Origin of the sequence: Streptomyces chumphonensis, from assembly GCF_014779715.1 — a bacterium.
In the GTDB taxonomy this organism is placed as follows: domain Bacteria; phylum Actinomycetota; class Actinomycetes; order Streptomycetales; family Streptomycetaceae; genus Streptomyces; species Streptomyces chumphonensis.
This window is the reverse complement of record NZ_JACXYU010000016.1, coordinates 55,900-81,232: the sequence shown is the minus strand read 5'-3', so window position 1 is coordinate 81,232 and position 25,333 is coordinate 55,900. Positions and strand designations below refer to the sequence as shown.

The 25,333-nt window shown below is 73.5% G+C and carries 26 protein-coding genes and 1 riboswitch; of the genes, 13 read left to right on the top strand and 13 right to left on the bottom strand.

All coding sequences use genetic code 11. From position 1 onward, the window contains the following. Positions 1-22 precede the first annotated feature (22 nt). The 3 genes from glyA to gcvT form a co-directional block, all read right to left on the bottom strand. Positions 23-1,297, bottom strand: a complete 1,275-nt coding sequence (glyA, locus tag IF129_RS22985; RefSeq protein ID WP_191211709.1) for a serine hydroxymethyltransferase — start codon at positions 1,295-1,297, stop codon at positions 23-25. A gap of 30 nt (positions 1,298-1,327) precedes the next feature. After that, complete coding sequence (gene gcvH, locus IF129_RS22980) at positions 1,328-1,705, bottom strand: glycine cleavage system protein GcvH (protein ID WP_191211708.1); 378 nt, start codon at positions 1,703-1,705, stop codon at positions 1,328-1,330. A gap of 106 nt (positions 1,706-1,811) precedes the next feature. Further along, on the bottom strand, positions 1,812-2,966 hold the full coding sequence (gene gcvT, locus IF129_RS22975; protein ID WP_191211707.1) for a glycine cleavage system aminomethyltransferase GcvT: 1,155 nt from the start codon (positions 2,964-2,966) through the stop codon (positions 1,812-1,814). Between the two features lie 144 nt (positions 2,967-3,110). Next, a riboswitch (glycine riboswitch) is annotated at positions 3,111-3,230 on the bottom strand. Positions 3,231-3,395: 165 nt separating this feature from the next. Here gcvT and IF129_RS22970 point away from each other — a divergent pair. Further along, on the top strand, positions 3,396-4,079 hold the full coding sequence (locus IF129_RS22970; protein ID WP_191211706.1) for an AAA family ATPase: 684 nt from the start codon (positions 3,396-3,398) through the stop codon (positions 4,077-4,079). A gap of 35 nt (positions 4,080-4,114) precedes the next feature. Here IF129_RS22970 and IF129_RS22965 read toward each other — a convergent pair whose 3' ends face one another. After that, positions 4,115-4,798 (bottom strand): hypothetical protein, encoded by a 684-nt coding sequence (locus tag IF129_RS22965; RefSeq protein WP_191211705.1) that lies wholly within the window; start codon positions 4,796-4,798, stop codon positions 4,115-4,117. Positions 4,799-4,973: 175 nt separating this feature from the next. On the opposite strand from IF129_RS22965, the gene IF129_RS22960 reads away from it, so the two are divergent. From IF129_RS22960 to IF129_RS22930, 7 genes are all read left to right on the top strand, one after another. Beyond that, entirely contained in the window at positions 4,974-5,774 is an 801-nt protein-coding gene (locus tag IF129_RS22960; protein WP_191211704.1) for an enhanced serine sensitivity protein SseB, read from the top strand. A 157-nt stretch (positions 5,775-5,931) separates the two neighbouring features. Continuing rightward, positions 5,932-6,738 (top strand): enhanced serine sensitivity protein SseB C-terminal domain-containing protein, encoded by an 807-nt coding sequence (locus IF129_RS22955; protein ID WP_191211703.1) that lies wholly within the window; start codon positions 5,932-5,934, stop codon positions 6,736-6,738. A 209-nt stretch (positions 6,739-6,947) separates the two neighbouring features. Further along, a complete protein-coding gene (locus tag IF129_RS22950; RefSeq protein WP_191211702.1) occupies positions 6,948-8,618 on the top strand; it encodes an ABC transporter substrate-binding protein in 1,671 nt (556 codons plus the stop codon). Between the two features lie 104 nt (positions 8,619-8,722). Further along, positions 8,723-9,727: an ABC transporter permease gene (locus IF129_RS22945; RefSeq protein ID WP_191211701.1), complete on the top strand. Its 1,005-nt coding sequence runs from the start codon at positions 8,723-8,725 to the stop codon at positions 9,725-9,727. After that, positions 9,727-10,683, top strand: coding sequence for an ABC transporter permease (locus IF129_RS22940; RefSeq protein ID WP_191211700.1), 957 nt, complete (start codon positions 9,727-9,729; stop codon positions 10,681-10,683). The genes IF129_RS22945 and IF129_RS22940 overlap by 1 nt, the downstream gene beginning before the upstream one ends. Positions 10,684-10,687: 4 nt before the next feature. Beyond that, the gene (locus IF129_RS22935) at positions 10,688-11,728 is read left to right on the top strand and encodes an ABC transporter ATP-binding protein (RefSeq protein WP_191211699.1); all 1,041 of its coding nucleotides are present in this window, start codon (positions 10,688-10,690) and stop codon (positions 11,726-11,728) included. After that, positions 11,725-12,777 (top strand): ABC transporter ATP-binding protein, encoded by a 1,053-nt coding sequence (locus tag IF129_RS22930; RefSeq protein WP_191211698.1) that lies wholly within the window; start codon positions 11,725-11,727, stop codon positions 12,775-12,777. The genes IF129_RS22935 and IF129_RS22930 overlap by 4 nt, the downstream gene beginning before the upstream one ends. Positions 12,778-12,831: 54 nt before the next feature. Here IF129_RS22930 and IF129_RS22925 read toward each other — a convergent pair whose 3' ends face one another. Continuing rightward, complete coding sequence (locus tag IF129_RS22925; RefSeq protein WP_191211697.1) at positions 12,832-13,455, bottom strand: trimeric intracellular cation channel family protein; 624 nt, start codon at positions 13,453-13,455, stop codon at positions 12,832-12,834. A gap of 73 nt (positions 13,456-13,528) precedes the next feature. On the opposite strand from IF129_RS22925, the gene IF129_RS22920 reads away from it, so the two are divergent. Beyond that, on the top strand, positions 13,529-14,401 hold the full coding sequence (locus IF129_RS22920; protein ID WP_191211750.1) for a thioesterase family protein: 873 nt from the start codon (positions 13,529-13,531) through the stop codon (positions 14,399-14,401). Between the two features lie 15 nt (positions 14,402-14,416). On the opposite strand, the gene mnmA is transcribed toward IF129_RS22920, so the two are convergent. Then, positions 14,417-15,568 (bottom strand): tRNA 2-thiouridine(34) synthase MnmA, encoded by a 1,152-nt coding sequence (gene mnmA / locus IF129_RS22915; RefSeq protein ID WP_191211696.1) that lies wholly within the window; start codon positions 15,566-15,568, stop codon positions 14,417-14,419. Between the two features lie 177 nt (positions 15,569-15,745). Between mnmA and IF129_RS22910 the strand changes: the two genes are divergently transcribed. Further along, positions 15,746-16,453: an N-acetylmuramoyl-L-alanine amidase gene (locus IF129_RS22910; protein WP_191211695.1), complete on the top strand. Its 708-nt coding sequence runs from the start codon at positions 15,746-15,748 to the stop codon at positions 16,451-16,453. Here the strand turns inward: IF129_RS22910 and IF129_RS22905 are convergent. The 3 genes from IF129_RS22905 to ligD form a co-directional block, all read right to left on the bottom strand. Beyond that, positions 16,443-17,045 carry a DUF4190 domain-containing protein gene (locus IF129_RS22905; protein WP_191211694.1) on the bottom strand — a complete coding sequence of 201 codons (603 nt, stop codon included), beginning with the start codon at positions 17,043-17,045 and terminating at the stop codon, positions 16,443-16,445. The two genes, IF129_RS22910 and IF129_RS22905, sit on opposite strands and share 11 nt — an antisense overlap. Positions 17,046-17,150: 105 nt before the next feature. Beyond that, positions 17,151-18,320, bottom strand: coding sequence for a cysteine desulfurase family protein (locus IF129_RS22900; protein ID WP_191211693.1), 1,170 nt, complete (start codon positions 18,318-18,320; stop codon positions 17,151-17,153). Between the two features lie 91 nt (positions 18,321-18,411). After that, positions 18,412-19,299, bottom strand: a complete 888-nt coding sequence (gene ligD / locus IF129_RS26580) for a non-homologous end-joining DNA ligase (protein WP_224755436.1) — start codon at positions 19,297-19,299, stop codon at positions 18,412-18,414. Between the two features lie 87 nt (positions 19,300-19,386). Here ligD and ku point away from each other — a divergent pair, with 87 nt between their 5' ends. After that, a complete protein-coding gene (gene ku / locus IF129_RS26575) occupies positions 19,387-20,388 on the top strand; it encodes a non-homologous end joining protein Ku (protein ID WP_318153897.1) in 1,002 nt (333 codons plus the stop codon). A gap of 30 nt (positions 20,389-20,418) precedes the next feature. On the opposite strand, the gene IF129_RS22890 is transcribed toward ku, so the two are convergent. The 4 genes from IF129_RS22890 to mreB form a co-directional block, all read right to left on the bottom strand. After that, on the bottom strand, positions 20,419-21,042 hold the full coding sequence (locus IF129_RS22890) for a YwqG family protein (protein ID WP_318153896.1): 624 nt from the start codon (positions 21,040-21,042) through the stop codon (positions 20,419-20,421). 52 nt (positions 21,043-21,094) lie between these two features. Further along, positions 21,095-21,643, bottom strand: a complete 549-nt coding sequence (locus tag IF129_RS22885) for a flavoprotein (RefSeq protein WP_191211691.1) — start codon at positions 21,641-21,643, stop codon at positions 21,095-21,097. Positions 21,644-21,749: 106 nt separating this feature from the next. Continuing rightward, positions 21,750-22,223: a Dps family protein gene (locus tag IF129_RS22880; RefSeq protein ID WP_191211690.1), complete on the bottom strand. Its 474-nt coding sequence runs from the start codon at positions 22,221-22,223 to the stop codon at positions 21,750-21,752. Between the two features lie 74 nt (positions 22,224-22,297). Further along, the gene (gene mreB, locus IF129_RS22875; RefSeq protein ID WP_191211689.1) at positions 22,298-23,317 is read right to left on the bottom strand and encodes a rod shape-determining protein; all 1,020 of its coding nucleotides are present in this window, start codon (positions 23,315-23,317) and stop codon (positions 22,298-22,300) included. A gap of 143 nt (positions 23,318-23,460) precedes the next feature. Here mreB and IF129_RS22870 point away from each other — a divergent pair, with 143 nt between their 5' ends. Next, a complete protein-coding gene (locus tag IF129_RS22870) occupies positions 23,461-24,162 on the top strand; it encodes an SDR family oxidoreductase (RefSeq protein ID WP_191211688.1) in 702 nt (233 codons plus the stop codon). Between the two features lie 186 nt (positions 24,163-24,348). After that, a complete protein-coding gene (locus tag IF129_RS22865) occupies positions 24,349-25,323 on the top strand; it encodes a methionine synthase (protein ID WP_191211687.1) in 975 nt (324 codons plus the stop codon). Positions 25,324-25,333: the final 10 nt, after the last annotated feature.

The following is a 25,333-nucleotide window of genomic DNA, read 5'->3' as shown; positions in this document are numbered from 1 at the left end:
GCCCGGCTGGGGCTACCCGGAACTACTTGGTCAGGCCCGGGTACAGCGGGTGCTGGTCGGCGAGCGCGGTGACGCGGACGGCGAGCGACTTGGCCTTGGCCTCGTCGAAGTCCGGCAGCAGCGCCTCGGCGATGATGTCGGCGACCTCGCGGAAGTCGTCCTCGCCGAAGCCGCGGGTGGCCAGCGCCGGGGTGCCGATGCGCAGCCCGGAGGTGACCATCGGCGGACGCGGGTCGTTCGGCACGGCGTTGCGGTTGACGGTGATGCCGATCTCGTGGAGCCGGTCCTCGGCCTGCTGGCCGTCCAGCTCGCTGTCGCGCAGGTCCACGAGGACCAGGTGGACGTCGGTGCCGCCGGAGAGGACGGAGACCCCGGCCTCGACGGCGTCGGGCCGGGTCAGCCGCTCGGCGAGCAGCTTCGCACCGGCCAGGGTGCGCTGCTGGCGCTCCGTGAACTCGTCGGTCGCGGCGATCTTGAACGAGACCGCCTTGGCCGCGATGACGTGCTCCAGCGGCCCGCCCTGCTGGCCGGGGAAGACGGCCGAGTTGATCTTCTTGGCGTGCTCCTGCTTGGAGAGGATCACACCACCGCGCGGCCCGCCGAGGGTCTTGTGCGTGGTCGTGGTGACGACGTCGGCGAAGGGCACCGGGTTGGGGTGCAGCCCGGCGGCGACGAGGCCCGCGAAGTGCGCCATGTCGACCATGAGCAGCGCCCCGGTGGCGTCCGCGACGCGGCGGAACGCGGCGAAGTCGAGCTGACGCGGGTACGCGGACCAGCCGGCGATGATCAGCTGCGGCCGGTGCTCCTGCGCCAGGCGCTCGACCTCGTCCATGTCGACGAGGCCCGTCTCCGGGTCGACGTGGTACGCGACGACGTTGTAGAGCTTGCCGGAGAAGTTGATCCGCATGCCGTGCGTGAGGTGACCGCCGTGGGCCAGGTCCAGGCCCATGATCGTGTCACCCGGCTTGAGCAGGGCGAACATGGCCGCCGCGTTGGCGGAGGCGCCCGAGTGGGGCTGCACGTTGGCGGCCTCGGCGCCGAACAGCGCCTTGATCCGCTCGCGGGCGATGTCCTCGATGACGTCGACGTGCTCGCAGCCGCCGTAGTAGCGGCGGCCCGGGTAGCCCTCGGCGTACTTGTTGGTGAGGACCGAGCCCTGGGCCTCCAGCGCCGCGACGGGCGCGAAGTTCTCCGAGGCGATCATCTCGAGGGTGGACTGCTGGCGGTGGAGCTCGGCGTCGACGGCGGCGGCGACGTCCGGGTCCACCTCGTGGAGGGAACGGTTGAGAAGCGACATGAGAGGTGTCCGTCCGGGTTCGAAGGGGGCTCAGCCGGCCGTGAAGGCGGTGTACTCGTCGGCCGAGAGCAGGTCGTCCGGCTCGTCGGTGACGCGCACCTTGAAGAGCCAGCCGCCCTCGAAGGGGGCCGAGTTCACCAGGCCCGGGTCGTCCACGACGTCCTGGTTGGCCTCGACGATCTCGCCGGTGACGGGGGCGTACAGGTCGCTGACCGACTTGGTCGACTCCAGCTCGCCGCAGGTCTCGCCCGCGGTGACGGTGTCGCCCACGTCGGGAAGCTGGACGTAGACGACGTCACCGAGCGCGCCGGCGGCGTGCGCGGTGATGCCGACCGTCGCGACGCCGTCCTCGGCGGTCGACAGCCACTCGTGTTCCTTGCTGTAACGCAGCTGCTCAGGGTTGCTCATGAGGTGAATTCTCCCGGATGAGGGGTGGTGGTGTGGGGAAGGGGTGCGTCAGGCGCGGCCGGACCCGCCGGGGGCGGGGCGGCGGGTGACCCGGACGGGTGCCCGCTCAGCGTTCCCGCTTGTAGAAGGGCAGGGCCACGACGGCGTACGGCTCGTGGGTCCCGCGGATGTCGACGGCGACGCCCTCGGTGCCCGGCGCGGCGTGGGCGGCGTCCACGTAGACCATGGCGATCGGCTTGCCGAGGGTGGGGGAGGGGGCCCCGGAGGTGACCTCACCGATCCGCGTCCCGTCGGCGGTGACCACCGGGAATCCGGCGCGCGGGACGCGGCGGCCCTCGGCGACCAGGCCCACCAGGACGCGCGGCGGGGTGGCGGCGGCCCGCTCGGCCGCCGCCTCCAGGGCGTCCCGGCCGACGAAGCGCCCGTCGTTGGTCGTCTTCTCGAACTTCACCACCCGGCCCTGGCCGGCGTCGAACGGTGTCGTCGCGCGGGTCAGCTCGTGCCCGTACAGGGGCATGCCGGCCTCCAGCCGGAGGGTGTCCCGGCAGGACAGGCCGCACGGCACCAGGCCCTCGCCCTCTCCGGCGCTCAGGAGCGCCTGCCACAGCTTCTCCGCGTCCTGCGGCGCGGCGAACAGCTCGAACCCGTCCTCACCGGTGTAGCCGGTGCGGGCGATCAGGGCGGGCACCCCAGCGACCGTGCCCGGCAGCCCCGCGTAGTACTTCAGGCCCTCCAGGTCCGCGTCGGTGAGGCTCGCGAGGACGCCGTGCGCCTTCGGCCCCTGCACCGCGAGGAGGGCGTAGGCGTCGCGGTCGTCCCGCACGGCGGCGTCGAACCCGGCCTGCCGGGCGACGAGCGCGTCAAGGACGACCTGCGCGTTGGAGGCGTTGGCGACGACCATGTACGTGCTCTCGCGGCCGTCGGCGAGCCGGTAGACGATCAGGTCGTCCAGGATGCCGCCGTTCTCGTCGCAGATCATGGTGTAGCGGGCGCGGCCCGCCTTGACGGCGGAGAGGTTGCCGACGAGCGCGTAGTCCAGCAGCTCACCGGCCTGCGGGCCGGTGACGGTGATCTCGCCCATGTGCGAGAGGTCGAAGAGGCCGGCGCGGGTGCGGACGGCGTGGTGCTCGTCGCGTTCGCTGCCGTAGCGCAGCGGCATGTCCCAGCCGGCGAAGTCCGTCATCGTCGCGCCGAGGGCGCGGTGCACGGAGTCGAGGGCGGTGCGTCGGGGCGGGGCGTTCTCGGGCAGGGCGTCAGACATTCAAGGGGCTCCCAGGCAGGGCGGACATGTCCTCCCCATCTGTCATCGGAACCTGAGAGGTTCGCCGCAGGCCCGAACGGGCCACGGCTTGCACCTTGGGTGGGACCGGCCCCGCCTCGGGGCCCGCCCGCTTTTCAGATCTGCCTCACTCGCGCGGTATCAGGGGCCTGAGAGATTCAAGGGAGGACTTGCTCCTTCGGCGCTCCGTGTCCGGTGACCGGTGAACCGGTGACCAGCATGTGGAGACTCTCCCGCGCGGGTTCGAACGGCCGGTATGAAGTTCGCGGGCTCATCATTGCACGCGACCCGCCGCAGCGGCACCCCGTCCCGCGACGGGTCCGCAGGGTAGCGAGGGGGAACCGCAGCGTGGCGAACGGTCATCATAGGAGTGGCCGCGCGACCGCGAGCCGCCCCGGGAGGAGAAACGGCATGATCCGGAACGAACCCCAGGCCCATCCCTGCCCGGCCGCGCTGCCCGCCGTGCCCCACCAGAGCGCCGTCCCCGACGCCGAGACGCTGCCCCCCGCCGTTCGCGACCTGCGGGGACGCCGCGCGCTCCGGCCGCCCACGTTCCCGGCCGGGGACCGGGTGGTCGTCTCCGGCCTGCCGGGCAGCGGCAAGTCCACCCTCATCCGCGCCCTCCTCCACCACCTCGACGGCACGGCGCTCTCGGTGGACTCCCAGGACGTCCGCGAGCGGTGGGACCGGCGGATGCCGCGCTGGCTGCCCTACGCCCTCTACCGGCCCGCCGTGCGACTGGACCACTACCGGCGGCTGCGCCGTGCGCTGGCGGGCGGGGCGGGCGTCGTCGTCCACGACTGCGGGAATCTGCCGTGGGTGCGGCGCTGGCTGGCCCGGGACGCGCGGCGGCGCGGGGTGCGGCTCCATCTCGTCGTCCTGGACGTCCCGGTGGACGTCGCCCTGGCCGGGCAGGCCGAGCGGGGCCGTACCGTCTCGCCGTTCGCGTTCGCGCGGCACCGGCGGGCGACCGCCCGGCTGCTGACCGACCTGGCGGCGGGACGCCTGCCCGCCGCCTGTGACGCGGCGCTCCTGGTGGACCGGGCGTACACCCGGGCCCTGCGCGGCACCGCCCCGGGGGCGCCGGGCCGCTGACGGGCCCGGGTGTGCGGCCCGGCCCGGGCGCGCGGTCAGCTCCGCGCCGCGCCGAGGTCCGGGGGAAGCAGCTCGGCGACCAGCCTCGCCGCCGCCGCGACCACCTCCGCCAGCGGCTCGGTCAGGCCGTCCGGGCCCTGTTCGGGCAGGGCGTCGAAGAGCCGGTCCAGCGCGGCCCGCAGGTCGTCCAGCGCGTCCTTCGGGGCCTGCGCGGCGGGAACGGCCGCGGCTCCCTCCGACCCCTGCGACCCGGCGGGCGCGGACGGCGCGTCGCACGTCGGCAGGGGCAGCGGCACCTCCGGCGCTCCGGGGGGCAGGTTCACGGGCAGGCAGGTCGGCAGGGCGGGGGGCAGGTCCGAGGGCACGGCGGTCGGCTGCCGCCACCGCCCCGCCCCGGGCGCCGCGAAGGACGCCTCCAGTTCCCGCAGCTCCGCCAGGACCTCCTCGCGGTGCTCCCGCATGTCGTACCCGGCGACGGGGTCGGCTTCGAGGACGTCCTCGACGAGCTCCATGACGGAGGAGACGCCGTCGCCCATCAGGTCGAGTCGCCGGGCGTCCTCGGCGAGCCGCGCGGTGCCGCGCTCGGCGGCCGGGGCGGCGGGAGCGGGGGCCGGACGGGACGGGTCGGCTCCGGCGGTGCCGACGAGCGTCAGGGCGAGGGTTCCGGCGAGGGCTGCGGCCACGGTGAGGGAGGCGGTCTTGCGGGACGAGAGCATCAAGGGTGACTTCCTGTGTGCCGGAGGCACCGGTGGGCACCTCTTCGGTACTGCGGGGACCCCTCCACCGTGGAAGGGGGAGTGACCGCGCGCAACCGGACGGTCGCGGTGGGCCACCGTCCGGGTCAATCCCCGGAGCCCTGCCTGCCGGACGACGTCCCCCGCTAGGGTTTCGCCCATGACAGCTCCCCAGCAGCCGCACCCGTCACCGCAGCCTCCGACCCCCGGGCCGGGACCCGCCGGCGGCCGGCCGGGCAACGCGTTGGAGGAGACGCTGGCCGCCTCCGTGGGGCAGCCGCACGCCGGTGCCCGGCTGATGGAGGTGCTGGGCCGCAGCAGTCTGTGGGTCCCGCTGCCCGAGGGCGGCGGCCCGGACAGCCGGGACGTCGATCTGCCCACCGTGGAGCGGGACGGCGTGCCGTACGTGCCCGTCTACAGCTCCGAGGAGCAGTTCGTGCACTGCGTGCGGGTGCCGATGAGCTACGCCGTCGTCCCGGCCCGGGAGTTCGCCCGGGGCCTGCCGCCGCACGTCGGCATCGTGGTCAACCCGGAGGGCGCCGTCGGGGCGCCGGTCCCGCCCGAGGCGGTGGCGCTGCTGTGTCAGGAGGGCGACGCGGAGGCGGGGCCGGGGGCGCCGAGGGGCGCGCGGGTGCGGTTGTTCGAGCCCGACTGGCAGGACGATCCGGTGGACTTCCTGTCCGCCGCCGCCACCGAGTTCGGGCGACTGCCGCAGATACGGACGGCCCGGCGCGGCCTGGCCAGCGCCGAGGGCGACCCGCCCGCGCTGTTCGTCGGCGTCGAGCTGGACCTCCTGGAACCGGAGGCGCGGCAGGCCACGCACGACGCGCTGGCCCGCGCGCTCAGCACGCACACGGTGCGGTGGCCCGTGCAGCTCGTCCTGCTCGACGCCGCGCCGCACGACCCGGTCGTCGGCTGGCTGCGCGAGTGCGTCCGGCCCTTCTACTCACGCCCCCTCTGAGTAGACTGCCGGGTTGGTCCGCGTACGACGACGCGGGCCGGGGCGGGGACGGGTGGGTAGGCGGCGCACCGCGGGTGAGCGGTCCCGGCCGTGCCGTCCGGGGCTCGTAAGCTGATTTCATGTCGGGGGGCGCACGGCTGGTGCCCGAGCAGGTCGAATGCGGAGAAGGGCGGCGGACGTGAGCGCGGGTGAGAGCGTCGAGGTGCTGCTGCGCCAGGTGTCGCCCGTCCGGGACGACAGGTACGACCGGTACGAGGCGCTGCTGCACGCGCTCGCCGGTGCGCCCCTGCTGCCCTTCCTGTGGCACGGCGGTCCGGACGACCCGGACGCCCGGTACGCGCGCCTGGACGTCGCGGGGCACGGCTACGTCCCCTGCGCGACCTCTCCGCGCGCGCTGGAGGCGAGCGGCTGGAACCGCGGCCACGGGGCGTCCACCGGTCGGGACGCCGCCCATCTGCTCTATCCCCGCCACCTGGGGCTGTGGCTGGACCCGCACGGGCCCGGCGGCGGCCTCGGCATCCCGTGGCCGGACCTGCGCCGCCTCGCCGTGGGGCTCGACCGGCTCCCGGCCGGGCCGCTCGGGATCGGCGAACCCACCGTGCGGGCACCGCAGTTCTACGCCCAGTTGACCCACCACGCCCAGCGCACGCCCGCCGTCCGCAGTCTGCGCCGGGCCTGGGTGCGCCCCGCGTACGGCTCCGCGTTCCTCGCCATCGGCGTCGACGTCCACGAGGGCGGGCCGCACGCCGGGCAGGCCGCGCACACCGCGCTCAGCACCGTGCGGCAGGCCGCCGGAGCGCTGCCCCCGGGGCTGCCCGTCTCCGCCGTCACGATGTCCGACGCGCACGACCCGGTGGCCCTGTGGCTGCACGCGAACGCGCGTCCCTTCTTCGACCGGGACGCGGCGGCCACCGCGCACCACCCCGCGCCGACCCCCGGCTACGGCCACCCCCACGCCCGCTGACGCGCGAGCGCGCACGGCCCTGCGCGCACCCCTGCCGCGGGGCCCGGGGGATATCGCCCGCTACGCCGCCCAGGGGCGCTTTTATCGGCGCTTTAGCAGCGGGTCTCAGCTCGGTATCACCGGCATGCGGACGGTTCACACCTCTATGGATGCACAGTAATGTGCGGGCGACCAGAATCTGTTGCACCACCAGACCCCTGAGGTGGACGATGCGTAGAACCAGATCCAGGGTCGTCACGGCGATCGCGGCCACCCTTGCGGTCGGACTGATAACCAGCGGATGCGCCAGCGAGCGGGACGACGACGGTGGCGGCGAGGGCGGCGACACCTTCGTCTTCGGCGCCCCCGGTGACCCCGGCTCCCTGGACCCGGCCCTGGCCAGCGACGGCGAGACGTTCCGCGTCACCCGGCAGGCCTTCGAGGCGCTCATCGAGCACGAGCCGGGCGGCAGCGAGCTCGTCGGCGGCCTGGCGGAGTCGTGGGAGAGCAACGAGGCCGGCACCGAGTGGACGTTCAACCTCCGTGAGGGGGTCACCTTCCACGACGGCGAGAAGCTGACCGCCGAGGCCGTCTGTGCGAACTACGACTACTGGTTCAACTGGACCGGTACGTACCAGAACAAGGCGATCTCCTACTACTGGCAGACCGTCTTCGGCGGCTTCGCGAAGAACGAGAGCAAGGACACCGCCGAGCCCAACTACAAGGGCTGCGCCGCGCAGGACGAGCTGACGGCCGTCATCTCGGTGAACGAGGCGTCGGCGAACCTGCCCGGCGGCTTCTCCCTCCAGGCCCTGGCCATCCACTCCCCGAAGGCCATCGCGGAGTACAAGAAGGAATCGGCCACGGGCGAGGGCGACGCCCTCACCTACCCCAAGTACAGCCAGGAGGCCGGGACGGTCGCCGGCACCGGGCCGTTCAAGATCGCCGAGTGGGACAAGGGCAACCAGGAAGTCACCCTGGAGCGCTTCGACGACTACTGGGGCGAGGAGAAGGCGGGCGTCGAGAAGCTCGTCTTCCGCACCATCTCCGAGGAGAACGCCCGCCGTCAGGCGCTGGAGGCCGGCAACATCGACGGCTACGACCTGGTCGCGCCGTCCGACGTCGAGGGGCTGAAGGACAAGGGCTTCCAGGTCCCCGTCCGAGGCGTCTTCAACATCTTCTACCTGGGCATGTCCCAGGGGGCCAACGAGGCGCTGGAGAAGAAGGAGGTCCGGCAGGCGATCACCCACGCCATCGACCGCGACAACCTCGTCAACACCCAGCTCCCCGAGGGCGGCGTCGTCGCCACGCAGTTCATGCCCGACACCGTCGACGGGTTCTCCGAGGGCGTCGCCACCTACGACTTCAGCACCGACAAGGCCAAGGACCTGCTGGCCGACGCGGGCGAGTCGAAGCTGAGCGTCGACTTCTGCTACCCGACCGAGGTCACCCGCCCCTACATGCCGGCCCCGGCCGACATGTTCGAGCTGATGAAGGCCGACCTGGAGAAGGCCGGGATCACGGTCAACCCGAAGCCCATGAAGTGGGCCCCGGACTACCTGGACGCCACCGAGAACGGCTCCTGCGCCCTGCACATGCTGGGCTGGACCGGTGACTTCAACGACGGCTACAACTTCATCGGCACCTGGTTCAGCGGCTTCGACGCCCAGTGGGGCTTCCGTGAGGACGCCGTCTTCGACGCGGTGAAGGCCGCCGAGTCCGAGCCGGACGTCGCCCAGCGTGTGGAGCTGTACAAGAAGGCCAACGAGGCGATCATGGAGTACGTCCCCGGCGTGCCGATCTCCTCCTCGCCGCCCTCCATCGCGTTCTCCGACAAGGTGAACCCGCCGGAGGTCTCCCCGCTGACGCAGGAGAACTTCGCCGAGGTCTCCTTCAAGTAGTCCCCCACCATCGCGTGAGGTCCGCCCGGCCACGACATCCAGGTGGCCGGGCGGTCCCGCGTCCGATGCCCTAGTTCGAACCCCAAGAAAGGGGGTAGCGCGGGGTGTTGCGTCTCGTCGTCAGAAGACTTCTGCAGCTCATACCCACCCTGCTCGGTCTGTCGGTCCTGCTCTTCGTCTGGGTGCGCCTGCTGCCCGGTGGGCCCGCGGCGGCCCTCCTGGGCGAGAGAGCCACCGCGGCCGACAAGGCCCAGATCGAGAGGGCACTCGGCCTCGACCAGCCCCTGTGGGTCCAGTACGGGCGCTTCCTGGAGCGGCTCGGCCGGCTCGACCTCGGCACCTCGACGCAGACCGGCCAGCCGGTGTGGGACGAGTTCACCCGGGCCTTCCCCGCCACCGTCGAACTCGGCGTCACGGCCATCCTCATGGCCGTGGCCGTCGGCATCCCGCTCGGCTACTTCGCCGCCCGCCGGCGCGGCAGCTGGCTCGACGTGTCGGCCGTGTCGGGCTCGCTGCTCGGCATCTGCATCCCCGTCTTCTTCCTCGCCTACCTCCTCAAGGCGCTCTTCGCCGTGCAGCTGGGCTGGTTCCCGGCCTTCGGCCGCCAGACGACCGGCCTCGACGCCACCGAGGTCACCGGCTTCTACGTCCTCGACGGCATCCTCACCGGTGAGTTCGACGCCTCCTGGGACGCCGTGCAGCACCTGGTGCTGCCCGCGATGGCGCTGGCCTCCATCCCGCTGGCCATCATCGTGCGCATGACGCGCGCCAGCGTCCTGGAGGTCCTCGGCGAGGACTACGTGCGCACCGCCGAGTCCAAGGGCCTCAAGCAGAGCGTGGTGCGCGGCCGGCACGTGCTGCGCAACGCCCTGCTGCCCGTCGTCACGGCCATCGGTCTGCTGACCGGCGGGCTGCTCTCCGGCGCCGTCCTGACCGAGTCGGTGTTCGCCTTCGGCGGCATCGGCTCGTTCATCAAGACCGCCATCGACCAGCGCGACTACCCCGTGCTCGTCGGCTTCATCATGTTCATCGCGCTGGCCTACGTCATCATCAACCTGCTGGTCGACCTGGCGTACAGCCTCATCGATCCGAGAGTGCGGGTGCACTGATGAGCACCAAGACCGACAAGATCGACCGGCTCGCCGAACTCACCGCGAGCAGGGAGACGACCACCGGCAACAGCCTGTGGGTCGAGGCCATGCGCCGACTGCGGCGCAGCAAGATGGCGCTCATCGGCGGCGTCATCATCGGGGCGTTCGTCCTGCTCGCGATCCTCGGGCCGTGGATCGCCCCCTACGACCCCACCGACACGCACACCTGGCGCGGCGAGGTGCTGACGAACCAGAACATCTTCGTCGGCCCGCGCGCCGAGAACTGGCTGGGCCTGGACCACCTCGCCCGTGACGAGTTCTCCCGGATGCTCATCGGCGCCCGGCAGACGCTGCTGGTGGGCATCGTCGCCACGCTGCTCGGCTTCACCGTCGGCGCGCTGATCGGCGGCGCCTCGGGTGCGGCCCTCACCCTCGGCGGCGCCGCCGGCAAGCGGTTCGACACCGTCGTCATGCGCTTCATCGACATGATGCTCGCGCTGCCCTCGCTGCTGCTGGCCGTCTCCATCGCGGCCGTGCTGGGCCAGTCGCTCACCACCGTCATGATCGCGGTGGGCGTCGTCCAGGTGCCCATCTTCGCGCGCCTGCTGCGCGGCGCGATGCTGGCCCAGGGCGGCTCGGACTACGTCCTGGCGGCCCAGTCCCTCGGCGTGCGCAAGCGGCGCATCGCCCTGGGCCACGTGCTGCCCAACTCGCTCAGCCCCGTCATCGTGCAGTCGACGCTCAGCCTGGCCACCGCCATCATCGAGGCGGCCGCCCTGTCCTACCTCGGCCTCGGCAACCCGGACGCCTCCGAACCGGAGTGGGGCGTCATGCTCGCCCAGGCCCAGGGCTACTTCGACAGCGCTCCGATGCTGGCCGTGTACCCGGCGCTGGGCATCATCATCACCGCCCTCGGCTTCACCCTGCTGGGCGAGGCGATGCGCGAGGCCCTCGACCCGAAACTGCGGAGCTGATGACATGCCGTTGCTTTCCGTGGACGAACTGACCATCACCTTCAGCGGGCGCGGCAGCCGCGACGTGCAGGCCGTGGCCGGTGTCTCCTTCGACGTCGACCAGGGTCAGGTCGTCGGCCTCGTGGGGGAGTCCGGCTGCGGCAAGTCCGTGACGTCGCTGGCGCTCATGGGCCTGCTGCCGAGCCGGGGCGTGACGATCGGCGGTCGCGCCGACTACGACGGCACCGACCTGCTGCGCCTGTCCACCGCGCGGATGCGGGACCTGCGCGGCTCGCAGCTGGCCATGATCTTCCAGGACCCGCTGTCCTCCCTGAACCCGGTCGTCCCCATCGGCGTCCAGGTGACGGAGATCCTCAAGCGGCACCGGGGGATGAAGGGGGAGCCCGCCCGCAAGGAGGCCGCCCACCTGCTCGACCGCGTCGGCATCCCCGACCCCACCCGGCGGCTGAAGGAGTACCCGCACCAGCTGTCCGGCGGCATGCGGCAGCGCGCGCTCATCGCGATGGCCGTGGCCTGTGCGCCCCGGCTGCTCATCGCGGACGAGCCGACGACCGCCCTCGACGTCACCATCCAGGCGCAGATCCTGGAGCTGCTCAAGGAGCTGGTGGACGAGGAGGGCACCGCCCTGCTGATGATCACCCACGACCTGGGCGTCGTCGCCGGGCTGTGCGACCAGGTCAACGTGCTGTACGCGGGCAAGGTCGTCGAGTCGGCGGCGCGGCGTCCGCTGTTCGCCGCACCGACCCACCCCTACGCGCACGGGCTGCTCGGCTCGATCCCCCGGCTGGACGCCCCGCGCGGCGAACCGCTGCGGCCCATCCGCGGCTCCATCAACGACCGCATCGACTGGGCGGACGGCTGCGCCTTCGCCCCACGCTGCGACTCCTACACGATGGAGTGCCTCACCGGCACCCCGCAGTTGACGGAGCCGCACACCCCGGGGCACCTGGCCCGGTGCGTGAACCCGGTGAAGCACGAGATGCACGGGGACGGCGGGGACCACGGGAACACAGCCGACCTGAAGAAGACGGAGGCCGGCTCATGAGCCTGCTCGAACTCGACGACGTCAAGGTCCACTTCCCGGTCAAGCGGGGCGTCTTCTTCGACCGCACCGTGGGACACGTCTACGCCGTCGACGGGGTGTCGCTGTCGGTGGAGGCCGGCCAGACCTACGGTCTGGTGGGCGAGTCCGGCTGCGGCAAGACGACGTTGGGTCGCGCGGTCCTGCGGCTGGTGGACATCACCTCGGGCGGTGTCGTCTTCGACGGCACCGACCTGGCCGCGCTGCCGGGCGAGGAGATGCGCCGGGCGCGCCGACGCCTCCAGATGGTCTTCCAGGACCCCCTGGGCAGCCTCGACCCCCGGCAGAACATCGAGTCGATCCTCACCGAGGGCATGACCGCGCACGGCATCGGCGCGGACGCCGGGGAGCGCAGGAAGCGCATCCTGGACATCCTCGCCAAGGTCGGACTGCCCGCCAACGCGCTCTCCCGCTATCCGCACGAGTTCTCCGGCGGCCAGCGGCAGCGCATCGGGATCGCCCGCGCCCTGGTGCTGGAACCGGACGTGATCATCTGCGACGAGCCGGTCTCCGCGCTGGACGTCTCGATCCAGGCGCAGGTGCTGAACCTGCTGGAGGAGCTCCAGGAGTCGATGGGCCTGACCTACCTGGTCATCGCGCACGACCTGGCCGTCGTCCGGCACATCTCGGACGTCATCGGCGTGATGTACCTCGGCTCGCTGGTGGAGGAGGCGCCCAGCGACCTGCTGTACGCCGAGCCCCGCCACCCCTACACCCGCGCCCTGATGTCGGCCGTCCCGGTGCCGGACCCGGTGGTGGAGGACGGTCGCGAGCGCATCCTGCTCACCGGCGACCTGCCCTCCCCGGCCGATCCGCCCACGGGCTGCCGCTTCCACACGCGCTGCCCGTGGAAGCAGGAGACGCTGTGCGCCACGGAACGGCCGGCGCTGCGCGATGTCGGCGACGGCCACCGGGTGGCGTGCCACTACGCCGCCGAGATCGCCGACGGCACGATCACCCGGGCCGCCGGGGAGGCGTCGCCGGCGTCGACGCCCGAGACGTCGCCCGTGTGACGCGGCCGGGTCCCGGCGGCGGCAAGGCCGCCGTCGCCGGACCCGGCCCGTCGCTCAGCCCTGCTCCTGCTCCAGGTGCGAGTGGGACCTCGGGAGGCTGAGGCCGAAGTACATGGCGGCGATGCGCAGCGCCAGGACGACGGCGGCCGAGACGACCGTCGCGGCGCCCTGGCCCACCGACGCCCAGTCGAGCAGCAGGTAGCACAGCGCCCCGGCGAACGCGGCCGTGGCGTAGACCTCCTCGCGCAGGAGCAGCGGAGGCAGTTCCCCGCACAGGACGTCCCGGACCACCTCGCCGGTGACGCCGGTCAGGACGGCCAGGATCAGCACGGCCAGCGGCGTCACCTCGGACTCCAGGGCGGCCCGCGCGCCGATGACCGTGACGACGGCGAGCCCGACGGCGTCCACGAGCAGCAGGGTGCGGTGCGGCAGGGTGCGGAAGCGCAGGTAGACCATGGTGACCACGCCGACGGACGCGATGACGGTCAGCAGGATCCAGTCCTGCGTCCAGTACAGCGGATCGCGGCCGAGGATGAGGTCGCGCAGGGTGCCGCCGGAGACACCGGCGGCGAAGGCGAGGACCAGCCCGCCGAAGGGGTCCATGTTCGCGCGGTGGGCCGCGAGGACCCCGCTGGCCGCGAAGGCGGCGACACCCACCAGGTAGAGCACGTGGAGCATGGGGACGATGATCCCACCCCTGAACCTACCGAGTGGTAATAAAAGCTTGTACGGTCCCGGTATGACTCAGGCACTGCACGACGGGCGGGCCGCCGCATCGCCGCCCGCCACCCTCGGGAACAGCGAGTTCGACCGTGACACGCAGGTGCGCCGCCGCGACGGCGGGCACCCCGGGCTCTACGACGCCGACCTCTCGGCGGGCTGGGCGATCGGGGAGGCCGTCAACGGCGGCTACCTGCTGGCCCTCACCGCCCGCGCCCTCGGCGACGCCCTCGCCCAGCCGGACCCGTTCACCGTCACCGCGCACTACCTGACCGCCAGCCGTCCCGGCCCGGCCGTCGTCCGCACCGACCCGGCACCGCCGGGCCGCACCCTCGCCGCCGGGTCCGCCACGCTGCTCCAGCGCGCAAACGACGGCACCGAGACGGAGCGCCTCCGCGTGCTCGCCACCTACGGGGACCTGGACCGCCTCACCGACGAGGTCCGCACCAGCGCGGAGCCCCCGCCGATACCGCCCGCCGACCAGTGCCTGAGCGCCGCTGACGACCCCCACCACGACCCCGCCACGGCACCCCCGATCGCGGCCCGGCTGGATCTGCGCCTCGACCCCGCGACCGTGGGCTGGGCCGTCGGAGCCCCGAGCGGACGCGGCGAGATGCGCGCCTGGTTCGCCCTGGCCGACGGCCGCGACCTGGACCCGCTGGCCCTCCTCCTCGCCGTCGACGCCCTGCCGCCGACCGCGTTCGAGCTGGGCATCACGGGGTGGGTGCCGACGGTGGAGCTCACCGCGCACATCCGCTGCCGGCCGGCGCCCGGACCCGTCCGCGTCGCGATCACCACCCGCAACCTCGCGGGCGGCTTCCTGGAGGAGGACGCCGAGGTGTGGGACAGCGCGGACCGGCTCGTCGCCCAGTCCCGGCAGTTGGCGCGGGTCCTGACCCGGTGACCCGGTGAGCCGGGGTCAGCCCCGGGCGCGGACGGCGCGCGTCGTCGTCGCGATGGTGGCGGAGCCGACGACACGGGTGCCGTCGTAGAGCACGACGGCCTGCCCCGGCGCCACCCCGCGCACCGGTGCCGCGAAGGCGACGCGCAGCTCCCCGTCGGCCAGCTCCGCCGTCACCGGCGTCTCGGCCCCGTGCGCCCGCAACTGCGCGGTGTACGCGCCCGGACCGGCGGGGGGCGTCCCGCACCAGCGCGGGCGGATCGCCGTCAGCGCCGTGACGTCCAGCGCCTCGGCCGGGCCGACGGTCACCGTGTTGTCCACCGGCGAGATGTCCAGCACGTAGCGCGGCTTGCCGTCCGGCGCCGGGTGACCGAGCCGCAGCCCCTTGCGCTGCCCGACCGTGTAGCCGTAGGCCCCGGTGTGGGTGCCGACCCGCTCCCCGGTCTCGTCGAGGATGTCGCCCTCGGCGGTGCCCAGGTGCCGCGCCAGGAAGCCCTGGGTGTCGCCGTCGGCGATGAAGCAGATGTCGTGGCTGTCCGGCTTCTTCGCCACCGCCAGCCCCCGGCGCTCGGCCTCGGCCCGGATCTCCTCCTTGGTCGCCCGGGTGTCGCCGAGGGGGAACAGGGCGTGCGCGAGCTGCTGCTCGTCCAGCACCCCGAGGACGTAGGACTGGTCCTTGGCGGCGTCGCTCGCCCGGTGCAGCTCGCGGTGCCCGTCGGCGCCCACCACGACGGTCGCGTAGTGGCCGGTGCAGACGGCGTCGAAGCCGAGGGCGAGTGCCTTGTCCAGCAGCGCCGCGAACTTGATCTTCTCGTTGCAGCGCAGGCACGGGTTCGGGGTGCGCCCCGCCTCGTACTCGGCGACGAAGTCCTCCACCACGTCGGCCTTGAAGCGCTCCGCCAGGTCCCACACGTAGAACGGGATGCCGATGACGTCGGCCGCGCGGCGGGCGTCGCGGGAGTCCTCCAGGGTGCAGCAGCCCCGGGCGCCGGTGCGGAACGACTGCGGGTTCGCCGACAGGGCCAGGTGGACGCCCGTGACGTCGTGCCCCGCCTCGGCCGCGCGCGCGGCCGCCACGGCGGAGTCGACCCCGCCGGACATGGCGGCGAGCACCCGCAGCCGACGGTCGGGGCTCGGGCCGGTGGGGAGGGCAGCGGTGGAGTCAGTCATAGCGCCTCCCAGGGTACGTGCCGCCGCCGACACCCTCCGGCCGTGCTCCCGGTGGAACCGCGCGGGAGACCGCGGCGTTGTCGGTACGGGGAAGGCCGCGAGGCCGGCGCCGGGACGCGCGCCGGCCCGCGCACCGGAACCGGAACGTCACGCAGGACGAGAGCAGCAGGGGGGCAGATGGCCGCGGAGCCCGGAGGGCAGCAGGTCGAGCGCCGGGGGAGGGTCAGCCGCAGAGCGCTGCTGACCGGCGGGACGGCGGTCGCGCTCGGCGGCCTCGGCTACGGGTTCCGGGAGGACCTGCGCGGCCTGTGGTACCGGGTGCCGGGCAACGCCGTGCCGCGCACCGAGGGCGAGGTGGACTTCGCCGAGGCCGAGTGGCTCGCCGCCTCCGAGGCCAACTGGCGGCTCGCCAGCCGCCCGCACGACTTCACCATCGACCGCGTCGTCGTCCACGTCATCCAGGGCAGCCACGCCACCGCGCTGAAGGTCTTCCAGGATCCGGGCCACCGGGCCGCCACGCACTACGTCGTGCGGACGTCGGACGGTCGGGTGACGCAGATGGTCCGCGAACTGGACGTCGCCTACCACGCGGGCAACCGCGCGTACAACGAACGCAGCGTCGGCATCGAGCACGAGGGGTTCGTCGACCGGCCCGGCGACTTCACCGACGCCATGTACCGGGCCTCGGCGCGGCTGACGGCCGACATCTGCGACCGGTACTCCCTGCCCAGGGACCGCACGCACATCGTCGGGCACAACGAGGTGCCGGGCGCCGACCACACCGATCCCGGTCCGCACTGGGACTGGGAGCGCTACCTGCGCATGGTGCGGGACGCCCGGCCCGTGCCGCAGCCGTCCGGCGGGGGAGCCACCCCTAGCGGTTGAGGTCCTCGTTGAACTCGCGGGCGCACTCCTCGATCTTCGCCTGGTCGTTGCCCGCGTCGTTCAGGCATTCGCGGTAGCTGCCGAACTCCTCGGAGTTCAGGAGCGAGACGCCCGCGATGAGGACGATCACCGAGCCGACCAGGCCCAGGGCGCCGAGGATGAGGCCGATGAGACCCATCGGGCCCGCCGCCTCACCGCTCTTCTTGCGGCGCAGGTGGAGGATGCCGAAGATCACCGCCAGCAGCCCGAGCAGCAGACCGCCGATGACGGTCCAGAAGAGCAGGACGCCGACGATGCCGAGCACGAGCGCGGCGATGCCGAAGCCGTTGCGCGGGCTGCGGGGCGGTCCGCCGTACCCTTCCGGCCCGCCGTAGCCACCGGGCGCGCCGTAACCGCCCGGCCCGCCGTATCCGGGGGGCCCGCCGCCGCCCGGGCCGCCGTAGCCGGGCGGGGTGCCCGGTGCGCCGGGCGAGCCCGGCGCACCGGTGCCACCGGGCGGCCCGTAGGGGTCGCTCGGCTTGTCGTAGGGGCCCTGCCGGCCCATCGGGCCCTCCGGGCGTGGATCCTGGGGCTCAGGGGTGTTGGACGTCATGCGCTTCCCTTCGGACTGGACAGCGGGCCTGCCTTCGACCCGCCTACCCCAGGAGATCACTCCCGTAACACACCCGGTGGGCGCGCCCCCGCCCACCGGGCGGCGTCAGCTCAGCCCGGCGGAGCGGGCGCGGGCCACGGCGGGCCCGATGGCCTCCGCCAGCGCGGCGACGTCCGCCGCGGTGGAGGTGTGCCCGAGGGAGAAGCGCAGCGTGCCCCGGGCCAGCTCCGGGTCCGCCCCGGTGGCGAGCACGACGTGGCTCGGCTGGGCGATCCCGGCCGTGCAGGCGGAACCGGTCGAGCACTCGATGCCCTGGGCGTCCAGCAGGAGCAGCAGGGAGTCGCCCTCGCAGCCGGGGAAGGCGAAGTGCGCGTTGGCGGGCAGCCGGCCGGCCGGGTCGGGGTCGCCGCCCAGGACGGCGTCGGGCACGGCGGCCCGCACGGCCTCGACCAGCGCGTCCCGCAGGGCGCCCACCTCGCGGGCGAACTCCGCGTGCCGGGCCGCCGCGTGTTCGGCGGCGACCGCGAAGGCGGCGACGGCGGGCACGTCCAGCGTCCCGGAACGCACGTCGCGCTCCTGCCCGCCGCCGTGCAGCAGCGGCTCGGGGCTCTGGTCGCGGCCCAGCACGAGGGCGCCGATGCCGTAGGGGCCACCGGTCTTGTGGCCGCTGACGGCCATGGCGGCCAGGCCCGTCGCGCCGAAGTCGACGGCGGTCTGGCCGAGCGCCTGCACGGCGTCCGCGTGCAGGGGCACGCCCGCCTCGGCGGCCACGGCCGCCAGCTCCGGCACGGGCTGGAGGGTGCCGATCTCGTTGTTGGCCCACATGACGGTGGCGAGGGCCACGTCGTGCGGATCGCGGGCGAGGGCTTCGCGCAGGGCCTCGGGGTGGACGCGGCCGACGGCGTCGACGGGCAGCCACTCCACGCGGGCGCCCTCGTGGTCGGCCAGCCAGTGCACGGCGTCCAGCACCGCGTGGTGCTCGACGGGGCTGGCCAGCACGCGGGTCCGGCGCGGGTCGGCGGCGCGGCGGGCCCAGAACAGGCCCTTGACGGCGAGGTTGTCGGCCTCCGTGCCGCCCGAGGTGAAGACGATCTCGCTGGGCCGGGCCCCGAGCGCGGCGGCCACCCGTTCTCTGGACTCCTCCACGGTGCGGCGGGCCCGGCGCCCCGCCGCGTGGAGGGAGGAGGCGTTTCCGGTGACGGTGAGCTGCGCACTCAGCTCCCGTACCGCCTCGGGCAGCATGGGCGTCGTGGCGGCGTGATCGAGGTAGGCCATGGTGCGGCAATTCTACGGTGGCCCCGTCACCCGTCCGGGGCATGCCACCCCGCTGCCTGGCGGGGCGGTATGCCCCCGCGTGGGGGAGGCGTCAGCGCGTCGGCAGCGGGCGGGCCCGCGCCGTGTCCAGCAGGGGTGCGAAGAGGTCCCCGTGCGTCCCGACACGTTCCGGCAGATCGCCGATCCGCAGGACGAGCGGTGCGCCCTCGCTTCCGGCGTCGACCTCCTCCCAGGTCAGCGGCGTGGAGACGGTCGGGGTGCGGGCGGCGCGCGCGGTGTAGGGAGCGGCGGTGGTCTTGGCCGCGTTGTTCTGGCCGTGGTCGATGAACACCTTCCCCGGGCGCAGGCTGCGGTCCATGCGGTGCACCGCGAGACCGGTGAGCTCGCGCTCCGCCTCGGCGGCGAGGCGCTTGGCGTAGGCGCTCACCGCCTCGGACGGCGTGGGGCGCAGCGCGGTCATGAGGTGCAGCCCCTTGCCGCCGGACGTCTTGGGCCAGGTCTCCAGCCCGTCGGCGGCGAGCCGCTCCCGCAGCCAGGCGGCCACCGTGCAGCACTGCGCGACGGTGGCCGGAGCGCCGGGGTCCAGGTCGAGCACGAGCCGGTCGGCCTGCGCGGGAGCGTCGGCGTGCCACTGCGGCACGTGCAGTTCGGTGACGAGGTTGGCCGCCCACATCAGGGAGGGCAGGTCGTCGATGACGATCTGCCGGCCCGTCGAGCGGCTGGAGCGCGGCACCTCGGCCACCGTCACCCACTCGGGCGTGCCGGGCGGCACGTTCTTGGCGAAGAACGTCTCGGCGCTGACGCCGTCGGGGTAGCGCAGGAAGCTGACCGGACGTCCGGCGAGGTGGGGGAGGAGGACGTCGGCGCAGGTGGCGTAGTGGTGAAGCAGCTCGCCCTTGGTGGTGCCGTCGGGGTAGAGGACCTTGTCCAGGTTGCTGAGGGCCAGCCGTCGGCCCGCCACGTTCGTCATCGGCGGCATAACCTGATAATCCCATGGGAACCTCATCAAACGCACAAGAGGTGCGGAGGGCGTCAGAGCGGACGGCGACCGGCGAGGAGTGGTGACGTGCGGTCCATCTGGAAGGGCTCGATCTCGTTCGGCCTCGTCAGCATCCCCATCCAGCTCTACGGGGCGACGGAGAGCCACTCCGTGAGCTTCCACCAGGTGCACACCGCACACGGCTGCGGCGGACGCATCCGCTACCGCAAGTTCTGCGAGCTGGAGGAGATCGAGGTCCCGCCGGAGGAGATCGGCAAGGGCTTCAAGGCCGACAGCGGCGAGACCGTCCTCCTCACCGACGAGGACCTGGCCTCCCTCCCGCTGCCCACGGCCAGGACCATCGAGATCCTCTCCTTCATCCCCGTCGAGGAGATCGACCCCATCCAGCTCGACCGCGCCTACTACATGAGCGCCGAGACCACCTCCGCCGCCAAGCCCTACGTGCTGCTGCGGGAGGCGCTGAGCCGCAGCGGGAAGGTCGCCGTCGCCAAGTTCGCGCTGCGCGGCCGCGAGTCCCTCGGGCTGCTGCGTGCCCTGGACGACACCCTCGTCCTGCACTCCATGCTCTGGCCCGACGAGGTCCGCTCCGCCGACGGCCTCGCCCCCTCATCCGACGTCACCGTGCGTGACGCCGAACTGGACATGGCCGAGACGCTGATGGAGTCCCTCGGCGACCTCGACTGGGCGGACCTGCACGACGACTACCGGGAGGCGGTGGAGGAACTCGTCGAGGCCAAGCAGGAGGGCCGGGAACCGGCCGAGGCACCCGCCGAACCGCGCGGCGGCCGGGTCATCGACCTGATGGCCGCCCTGGAGAGCAGCGTCGCGGCGGCCCGGGAGGCCCGCGGCGGCGCGGCGGGCACCGTCACCCCGCTCAAGCGCGAGGAGGCCGGGGAGGGCGGTGCGAAGAAGCAACCCGCCAAGAAGGCACCGGCCAAGAAGTCGACGGCCGGGAAGACCGCGTCCGGGAAGAAGTCGGCGGCCAAGGAGCCCGCGAAGAAGACGACCGCCAAGAAGACGGCGAAGAAGCAGCCCGCCAAGAAGGCGACGCGCAAGCGCGCCTCCTGACCCGGCTCCACCACCCGGCGCGCGCCCGGCCTACGCCTGCCAGAGGAAGACGGCCTCGCCGCACGGCGCGCAGAGGAACCCGTACCCGGAGCCACCGCCGCCGAAGTCGGCCGCCGTGCGGTGGTCGTGGCCCTCCTCCAGCTGTGCCACCAGCGTCATCACGCCCTCGCAGCCCGTGCAGCGGGGCGTCTCGTCCCCCTGCAGCCACTCGGGCTCCCCGCCCAGCTTGCCCAGCACCTCGCGCGGCGAGCGCTCCTCGGACTTGGCCCAGCCGGTGGCGGCGTCGAAGTACGTGGCGGCGTCGACGTCCACGTACGTCACGGCACTGACCTCACCCAGACCGGTGCGTCCGGACGCCGGGGGAGCGGCGGCCGTCAGCGCTCGCGGGGGCAGCACCAGCGCCCGGTTGCCGCCCGAGCGCGGCGCCCAGGACGCGCACCGGCCGGGGTCGTTGGCGCACAGGAACACGGCGAAGAGGCCACGGCCCGCCCCCGCGAGATCCTCCAGCCGGATCTGGGCGAGGAACTGCATCGCGCCCCCGCAGGTCGCGCAGTGCGGCCAGACGAACCCGGCGGCCGCCAGGGGGACACCACCGGTGCGGGTACCGGGCGCGTCCGCCGCCGCCGTACCGCCGTACGTCATCAACGTGATCACGCCACCAGCGTAGGACCCCGGCCGGGTGGCGTCGGGCGGCCCGCCCCAGCGCTCACCGGGTGGGCGGCACCTCGCGCAGGGCGTCGGACACCAGGTGCCACGGATACCCCTCGGCATCGCCCCGGCCGGGCGGGCGGGGCACGAAGCCGTCCGGCGCGCCCAGCAGCACCCGCACTCCCGCCCCGCGCAGCGTCTCCACCGATCGGGCGAACTGCGGGTGCGTGCCGTACGCGCTGTTGACGCACGGCAGGACGACGAGGGGCCGCCCCATCCCGACGGCCTCGACGGCGTGGCCGGACAGCCACGTGGGAGTGAGTCCGAGCGCGACGGTGTTGACGGTGTTGAGCGTGGCGGGGGCGATGACGGAGACGGTCGCGGGCGGCCAGGGCGACCGCGTGCCCAGCCGCCGCTGCCGGTGCCGCACCGGGTGCCCGGTCAGGTCCTCCAACTCGGGAAGACGCTCCTCCAGCCACTCAGCCGCCGTCGGTGTGAGCCCGAGGCACACCTCCCACCCCTCGGCCTGGGCGGTGCGGACCGGCCGGTCGATGTACCGCACGGGCGGCGCCGCGCAGCCGAGCAGGTACAGCACACGGGTCGACATGCCGCCAGTCCACCACAGGGCGCCGCCGACGACGGAAGACCCCCGGCCGTCGTGCCGGGGGTCTTCCGTCATCCGTGCGGAGCGGACACCTCGCCGCCCCCGCGCGTCACTGTTTGTGTTCGGCCTGGAACATCCAGTGGTGCTTCTCCAGCTCGCCGGTGACGCTGATGAAGATGTCCTCGGTCACCGGGTCGACCTTGCCCACGGCCGTCATGCGCTCGCGCATGCGTTCGACGACCGTGCCGAGGGCGGCCGTCATCGTCGCGACGGCGTCGGTGTCCTGCTGCCAGCCGTCCACGACGTGGCCGATGCCGCTGTGCGAGGAGACGGTCCCCACCCGGCCGTCCGGCGGTACGCCGAGGGCGGAGGCGCGCTCGGCGACGGTGTCGGAGTACTGGCGTGCGGTGTCGACGACGTCGTCGAGCTGGAGGTGGATGGTGCGGAAGCGCGGACCCACGACGGTCCAGTGGATCTGCTTGGCCACCAGCGACAGGTCGACGAGGTCGACGAGGGCGCCCTGCAGGGCGTCACCGACGACCTTGAGCTCCTGATCGGGCAGCGTGCTTTTGACGGCGTACATCCCTTGACCTCGCTCCTTACCGGTTCGGTGGGTTCTGTGTTCCCGTCGCGTGCGGGTACCCGGACGCGGGCGACCTACGCCACCGCGACGGTGGCCGGAGCGGCGAACGCGGTCTCCAACCGGGTGAAGTCCTCCAGGCAGCGGCCGGTCCCGACGGCGACGCAGCCCATCGGGTCGTCGGCGACGGTGACGGGCATGCCGGTCTCGCGGGAGAGCCGTTCGTCCAGCCCGTGCAGGAGGGCTCCACCGCCGGTCAGGACGATGCCGCGCTCCATGATGTCGCCGTACAGCTCGGCGGGGCAGGCGTCGAAGGTGCCGCACACGACGTCCACGATGGACTGCGTCGGCGCGTCCAGGGCTTCCAGGACCGCCTCGCAGCCGAGCTGCACGGTCTTCGGCATGCCGGTGACCTTGTCGCGGCCGCGGACCATGATCTGCTCCTCGCGGCCCAGCGTCATCTTGATCTGCTCGGCCGTGCGCTCCCCGACCGCGATGGTGTGCTGCCTCTCGACGTACGCCGCGATGGCCGCGTCGAGCGCGTCGCCCGCGATGCGGGAGTGGCGGGCGACGACCATGCCGCCCAGGGAGATGACCGCGACCTCGGTGGAGCCGGCGCCGATGTCGACGATCATGGAGCCGCAGGGCTCGTAGACCGGCAGCCCGGCCCCGATCGCCGCGGCCATCGGCTCCTCGATGAGGTGGACCGAGCGTGCTCCGGCGCGGGATGTCGCCTCCAGGACGGCGCGGCGCTCGACGCCCGTCACCCCGCTCGGGGTGCACACCACGATCCGGGGGGCCCGGCTGCGGCTGCGGCGCGCCTTGGCGATGAACTGCCGCAGCATGCCCTCCGCCGCCTCGTAGTCCGAGACCACGCCGCCCTTGAGGGGGCGGGTCGCGACGATGGTGCCCGGCGTCCGGCCGACGGCCTGCCGCGCCTCGTGCCCGACGGCCAGCACGTGGCCGGTCCGGGAGTCGACGGCCACGACGGAGGGTTCGTTGAGTACGACACCGCGTCCGCGGGCGTACACGAGGGTGTTGGCGGTACCGAGGTCTATGCCGAGGTCTCGGGTGCTGAACGACGTCGTGTTGGCCATGGACGTGTCTCTGCTTTCGTGGTGGTACGGGAACCTTGTATGTGATTGTCGTATTTTTTGCAGTGACTGCCACCGGGCACCGGGCGGCCTACGGCAATCGGGGCACCCGCCTGCCCGTCCCCCCGCGCCCCTAGGCTGGCGCCATGGCTACGCATCTGATCACCGGTTCCGGTTCGGGCATCGGCGCCGAGGTCGCACGGGAACTGCTCGCACGCGGCGACGAGCTGTGGCTGCTGGCGCGGGACGCCGGCCGGGCGCGCCGGCTGGCCGAACGGTTCGGCGGCAAGGGCGGCACCGTCCGCACCCTCGTCGGGGACCTGGCCGAACCGGAGCGGCTGTCCTGGGCGTTCGGCCACCAGGAGCTGCCCGGGGAGCTCGACTCGCTGATCCACAGCGCCGGCGTCTGCGACCTGGGCGAGGTCGGCGAGCTGACGCCCGGCGTGTGGCAGGCGACGCTCGCCACCAACCTCGTCGCGCCGGCCGAGCTGACGCGCCTGCTGCTCCCGCAGCTCCGCCTGGCCCGCGGCCACGTCGTGTTCGTCAACTCCGGCGCCGGGCTGCGGGCCAACCCGCAGTGGAGCGCGTACGCCGCCAGCAAGCACGGCCTGAAGGCGCTGGCCGACGCGCTGCGCGGCGAGGAGGCCGCCCACGGCGTCCGGGTGAGCAGCGTCTACCCGGGCCGGACGGCGACGCCCATGCAGGAGAAGGTGCACCGGCAGGAGGGGAAGGCGTACCGGGCCGAGGACTGGATGACGCCGGAGTCCGTCGCCCGCACCGTCCTGGCCGCCCTGGACCTGCCGCGCGGCACGGAGGTCACCGACCTCAGCGTCCGTCCCACCGGCTGAGGCCACGGGCTGAGGCCGTCCGCCGCACCGGATGCCGGCCCCGGGCCGGGACGCTCGTAGGCTGCCGCTGTGAGTGAGAGCGATACGTCAACGTCAAGGTCAGCGGCGGCACCGTCACCGTCGGCGGGCACCACCGGCACCCGCCCGCTTCGCTGGGGGTCGGGCGCGGCGAGCGGGGTCGGGTCGATGCCGGGGGAGGACGCGCGGGAGGCCGCGCGGACCGTCGTCGGGGCCCTGGAGGGGCCGACCCACCTGCCGTACCTGCCCGAGCTGCCCGCCCGGGGGCCCGGGGCGGACATGATCGGGCGCACGATCGGCCTGCTGGTCGAGCTGTACGCGCACGTCGAGCCGAGCGGCTGGCGGATCAGTGACCGACCGGGGCGCGACACCCGGCGGGCCCGTGCGTGGCTGGGCCAGGACCTCGACGCCCTGGAGGAGTTCACCCAGGGCTACCCGGGTGGGCTCAAGCTCGCCGTGACCGGCCCCTGGACGCTGGCCGCGTCCCTGGAACGCCGCTCCGGCGAGGCGATGCTCGGCGACGCGGGCGCCTGCCGCGACCTGACGGCCTCCCTCGCCGAGGGCGTGCGCGCGCACCTGGCGGACGTCCGCCGCCGGGTGCCCGGCGCGGCCCCCGTCCTCCAACTCGACGAGCCGGCCCTGACCTCCGTGCTCACCGGCCGGGTCCCCACGGCCAGCGGCTACCGCACCCACCGGGCCGTGGACCGCGCCGTCGTGCGGGACGCGCTGGCCGACCTGGTGCGGGCGGCGGACGGCGTCCCCGTCGTCGTGCACTCCTGCGCCCCGGACGTGCCCTTCGCGCTGCTGCGGCGCGCGGGCGTCGCCGGCGTCTCCTTCGACGCCGCACTGCTCACCGAACGTGACGACGAGGCGATCGGGGAGGCGGCCGAGGCGGGCACGGCGCTCTTCGCGGGTGTCGTGCCGGGCGCGGGGACGACGGCCGGGGCATTGTCGGACCCGGCCGGTAGCGTCATGGGTGTCAGGTCGCTGTGGCGCAGGCTGGGGCTGTCGCCCGGGCTCCTCGCGGAGTCCGTGGTGATCACTCCCGCCTGCGGTCTCGCCGGTGCCGCGCCGGGCTACGCCCGCGCCGCCCTGGAGCACTGCGTCCGGGCGGCGCGATCACTGGCCAACGACCCAGAGTGACGGCCTGAGT

What these genes read in the sequence shown, in the direction of transcription:
- IF129_RS22960 (WP_191211704.1), top strand. Translation starts at nt 4,974, where the DNA reads ATGACAGCTCCCCAGCAGCCGCACCCGTCACCGCAGCCTCCGACCCCC.
- IF129_RS22925 (WP_191211697.1), bottom strand. Translation starts at nt 13,455, where the DNA reads ATGCTCCACGTGCTCTACCTGGTGGGTGTCGCCGCCTTCGCGGCCAGC.
- gcvH (WP_191211708.1), bottom strand. Translation starts at nt 1,705, where the DNA reads ATGAGCAACCCTGAGCAGCTGCGTTACAGCAAGGAACACGAGTGGCTG.
- IF129_RS22930 (WP_191211698.1), top strand. Translation starts at nt 11,725, where the DNA reads ATGAGCCTGCTCGAACTCGACGACGTCAAGGTCCACTTCCCGGTCAAG.
- IF129_RS22970 (WP_191211706.1), top strand. Translation starts at nt 3,396, where the DNA reads ATGATCCGGAACGAACCCCAGGCCCATCCCTGCCCGGCCGCGCTGCCC.
- IF129_RS22905 (WP_191211694.1), bottom strand. Translation starts at nt 17,045, where the DNA reads ATGACGTCCAACACCCCTGAGCCCCAGGATCCACGCCCGGAGGGCCCG.
- IF129_RS22880 (WP_191211690.1), bottom strand. Translation starts at nt 22,223, where the DNA reads ATGTACGCCGTCAAAAGCACGCTGCCCGATCAGGAGCTCAAGGTCGTC.
- mnmA (WP_191211696.1), bottom strand. Translation starts at nt 15,568, where the DNA reads ATGACTGACTCCACCGCTGCCCTCCCCACCGGCCCGAGCCCCGACCGT.
- IF129_RS22940 (WP_191211700.1), top strand. Translation starts at nt 9,727, where the DNA reads ATGAGCACCAAGACCGACAAGATCGACCGGCTCGCCGAACTCACCGCG.
- IF129_RS22910 (WP_191211695.1), top strand. Translation starts at nt 15,746, where the DNA reads ATGGCCGCGGAGCCCGGAGGGCAGCAGGTCGAGCGCCGGGGGAGGGTC.
- IF129_RS22885 (WP_191211691.1), bottom strand. Translation starts at nt 21,643, where the DNA reads ATGTCGACCCGTGTGCTGTACCTGCTCGGCTGCGCGGCGCCGCCCGTG.
- IF129_RS22865 (WP_191211687.1), top strand. Translation starts at nt 24,349, where the DNA reads ATGCCGGGGGAGGACGCGCGGGAGGCCGCGCGGACCGTCGTCGGGGCC.
- gcvT (WP_191211707.1), bottom strand. Translation starts at nt 2,966, where the DNA reads ATGTCTGACGCCCTGCCCGAGAACGCCCCGCCCCGACGCACCGCCCTC.
- IF129_RS22955 (WP_191211703.1), top strand. Translation starts at nt 5,932, where the DNA reads ATGCGGAGAAGGGCGGCGGACGTGAGCGCGGGTGAGAGCGTCGAGGTG.
- IF129_RS22950 (WP_191211702.1), top strand. Translation starts at nt 6,948, where the DNA reads ATGCGTAGAACCAGATCCAGGGTCGTCACGGCGATCGCGGCCACCCTT.
- IF129_RS22935 (WP_191211699.1), top strand. Translation starts at nt 10,688, where the DNA reads ATGCCGTTGCTTTCCGTGGACGAACTGACCATCACCTTCAGCGGGCGC.
- ligD (WP_224755436.1), bottom strand. Translation starts at nt 19,299, where the DNA reads ATGCCGCCGATGACGAACGTGGCGGGCCGACGGCTGGCCCTCAGCAAC.
- IF129_RS22870 (WP_191211688.1), top strand. Translation starts at nt 23,461, where the DNA reads ATGGCTACGCATCTGATCACCGGTTCCGGTTCGGGCATCGGCGCCGAG.
- mreB (WP_191211689.1), bottom strand. Translation starts at nt 23,317, where the DNA reads ATGGCCAACACGACGTCGTTCAGCACCCGAGACCTCGGCATAGACCTC.
- IF129_RS22900 (WP_191211693.1), bottom strand. Translation starts at nt 18,320, where the DNA reads ATGGCCTACCTCGATCACGCCGCCACGACGCCCATGCTGCCCGAGGCG.
- glyA (WP_191211709.1), bottom strand. Translation starts at nt 1,297, where the DNA reads ATGTCGCTTCTCAACCGTTCCCTCCACGAGGTGGACCCGGACGTCGCC.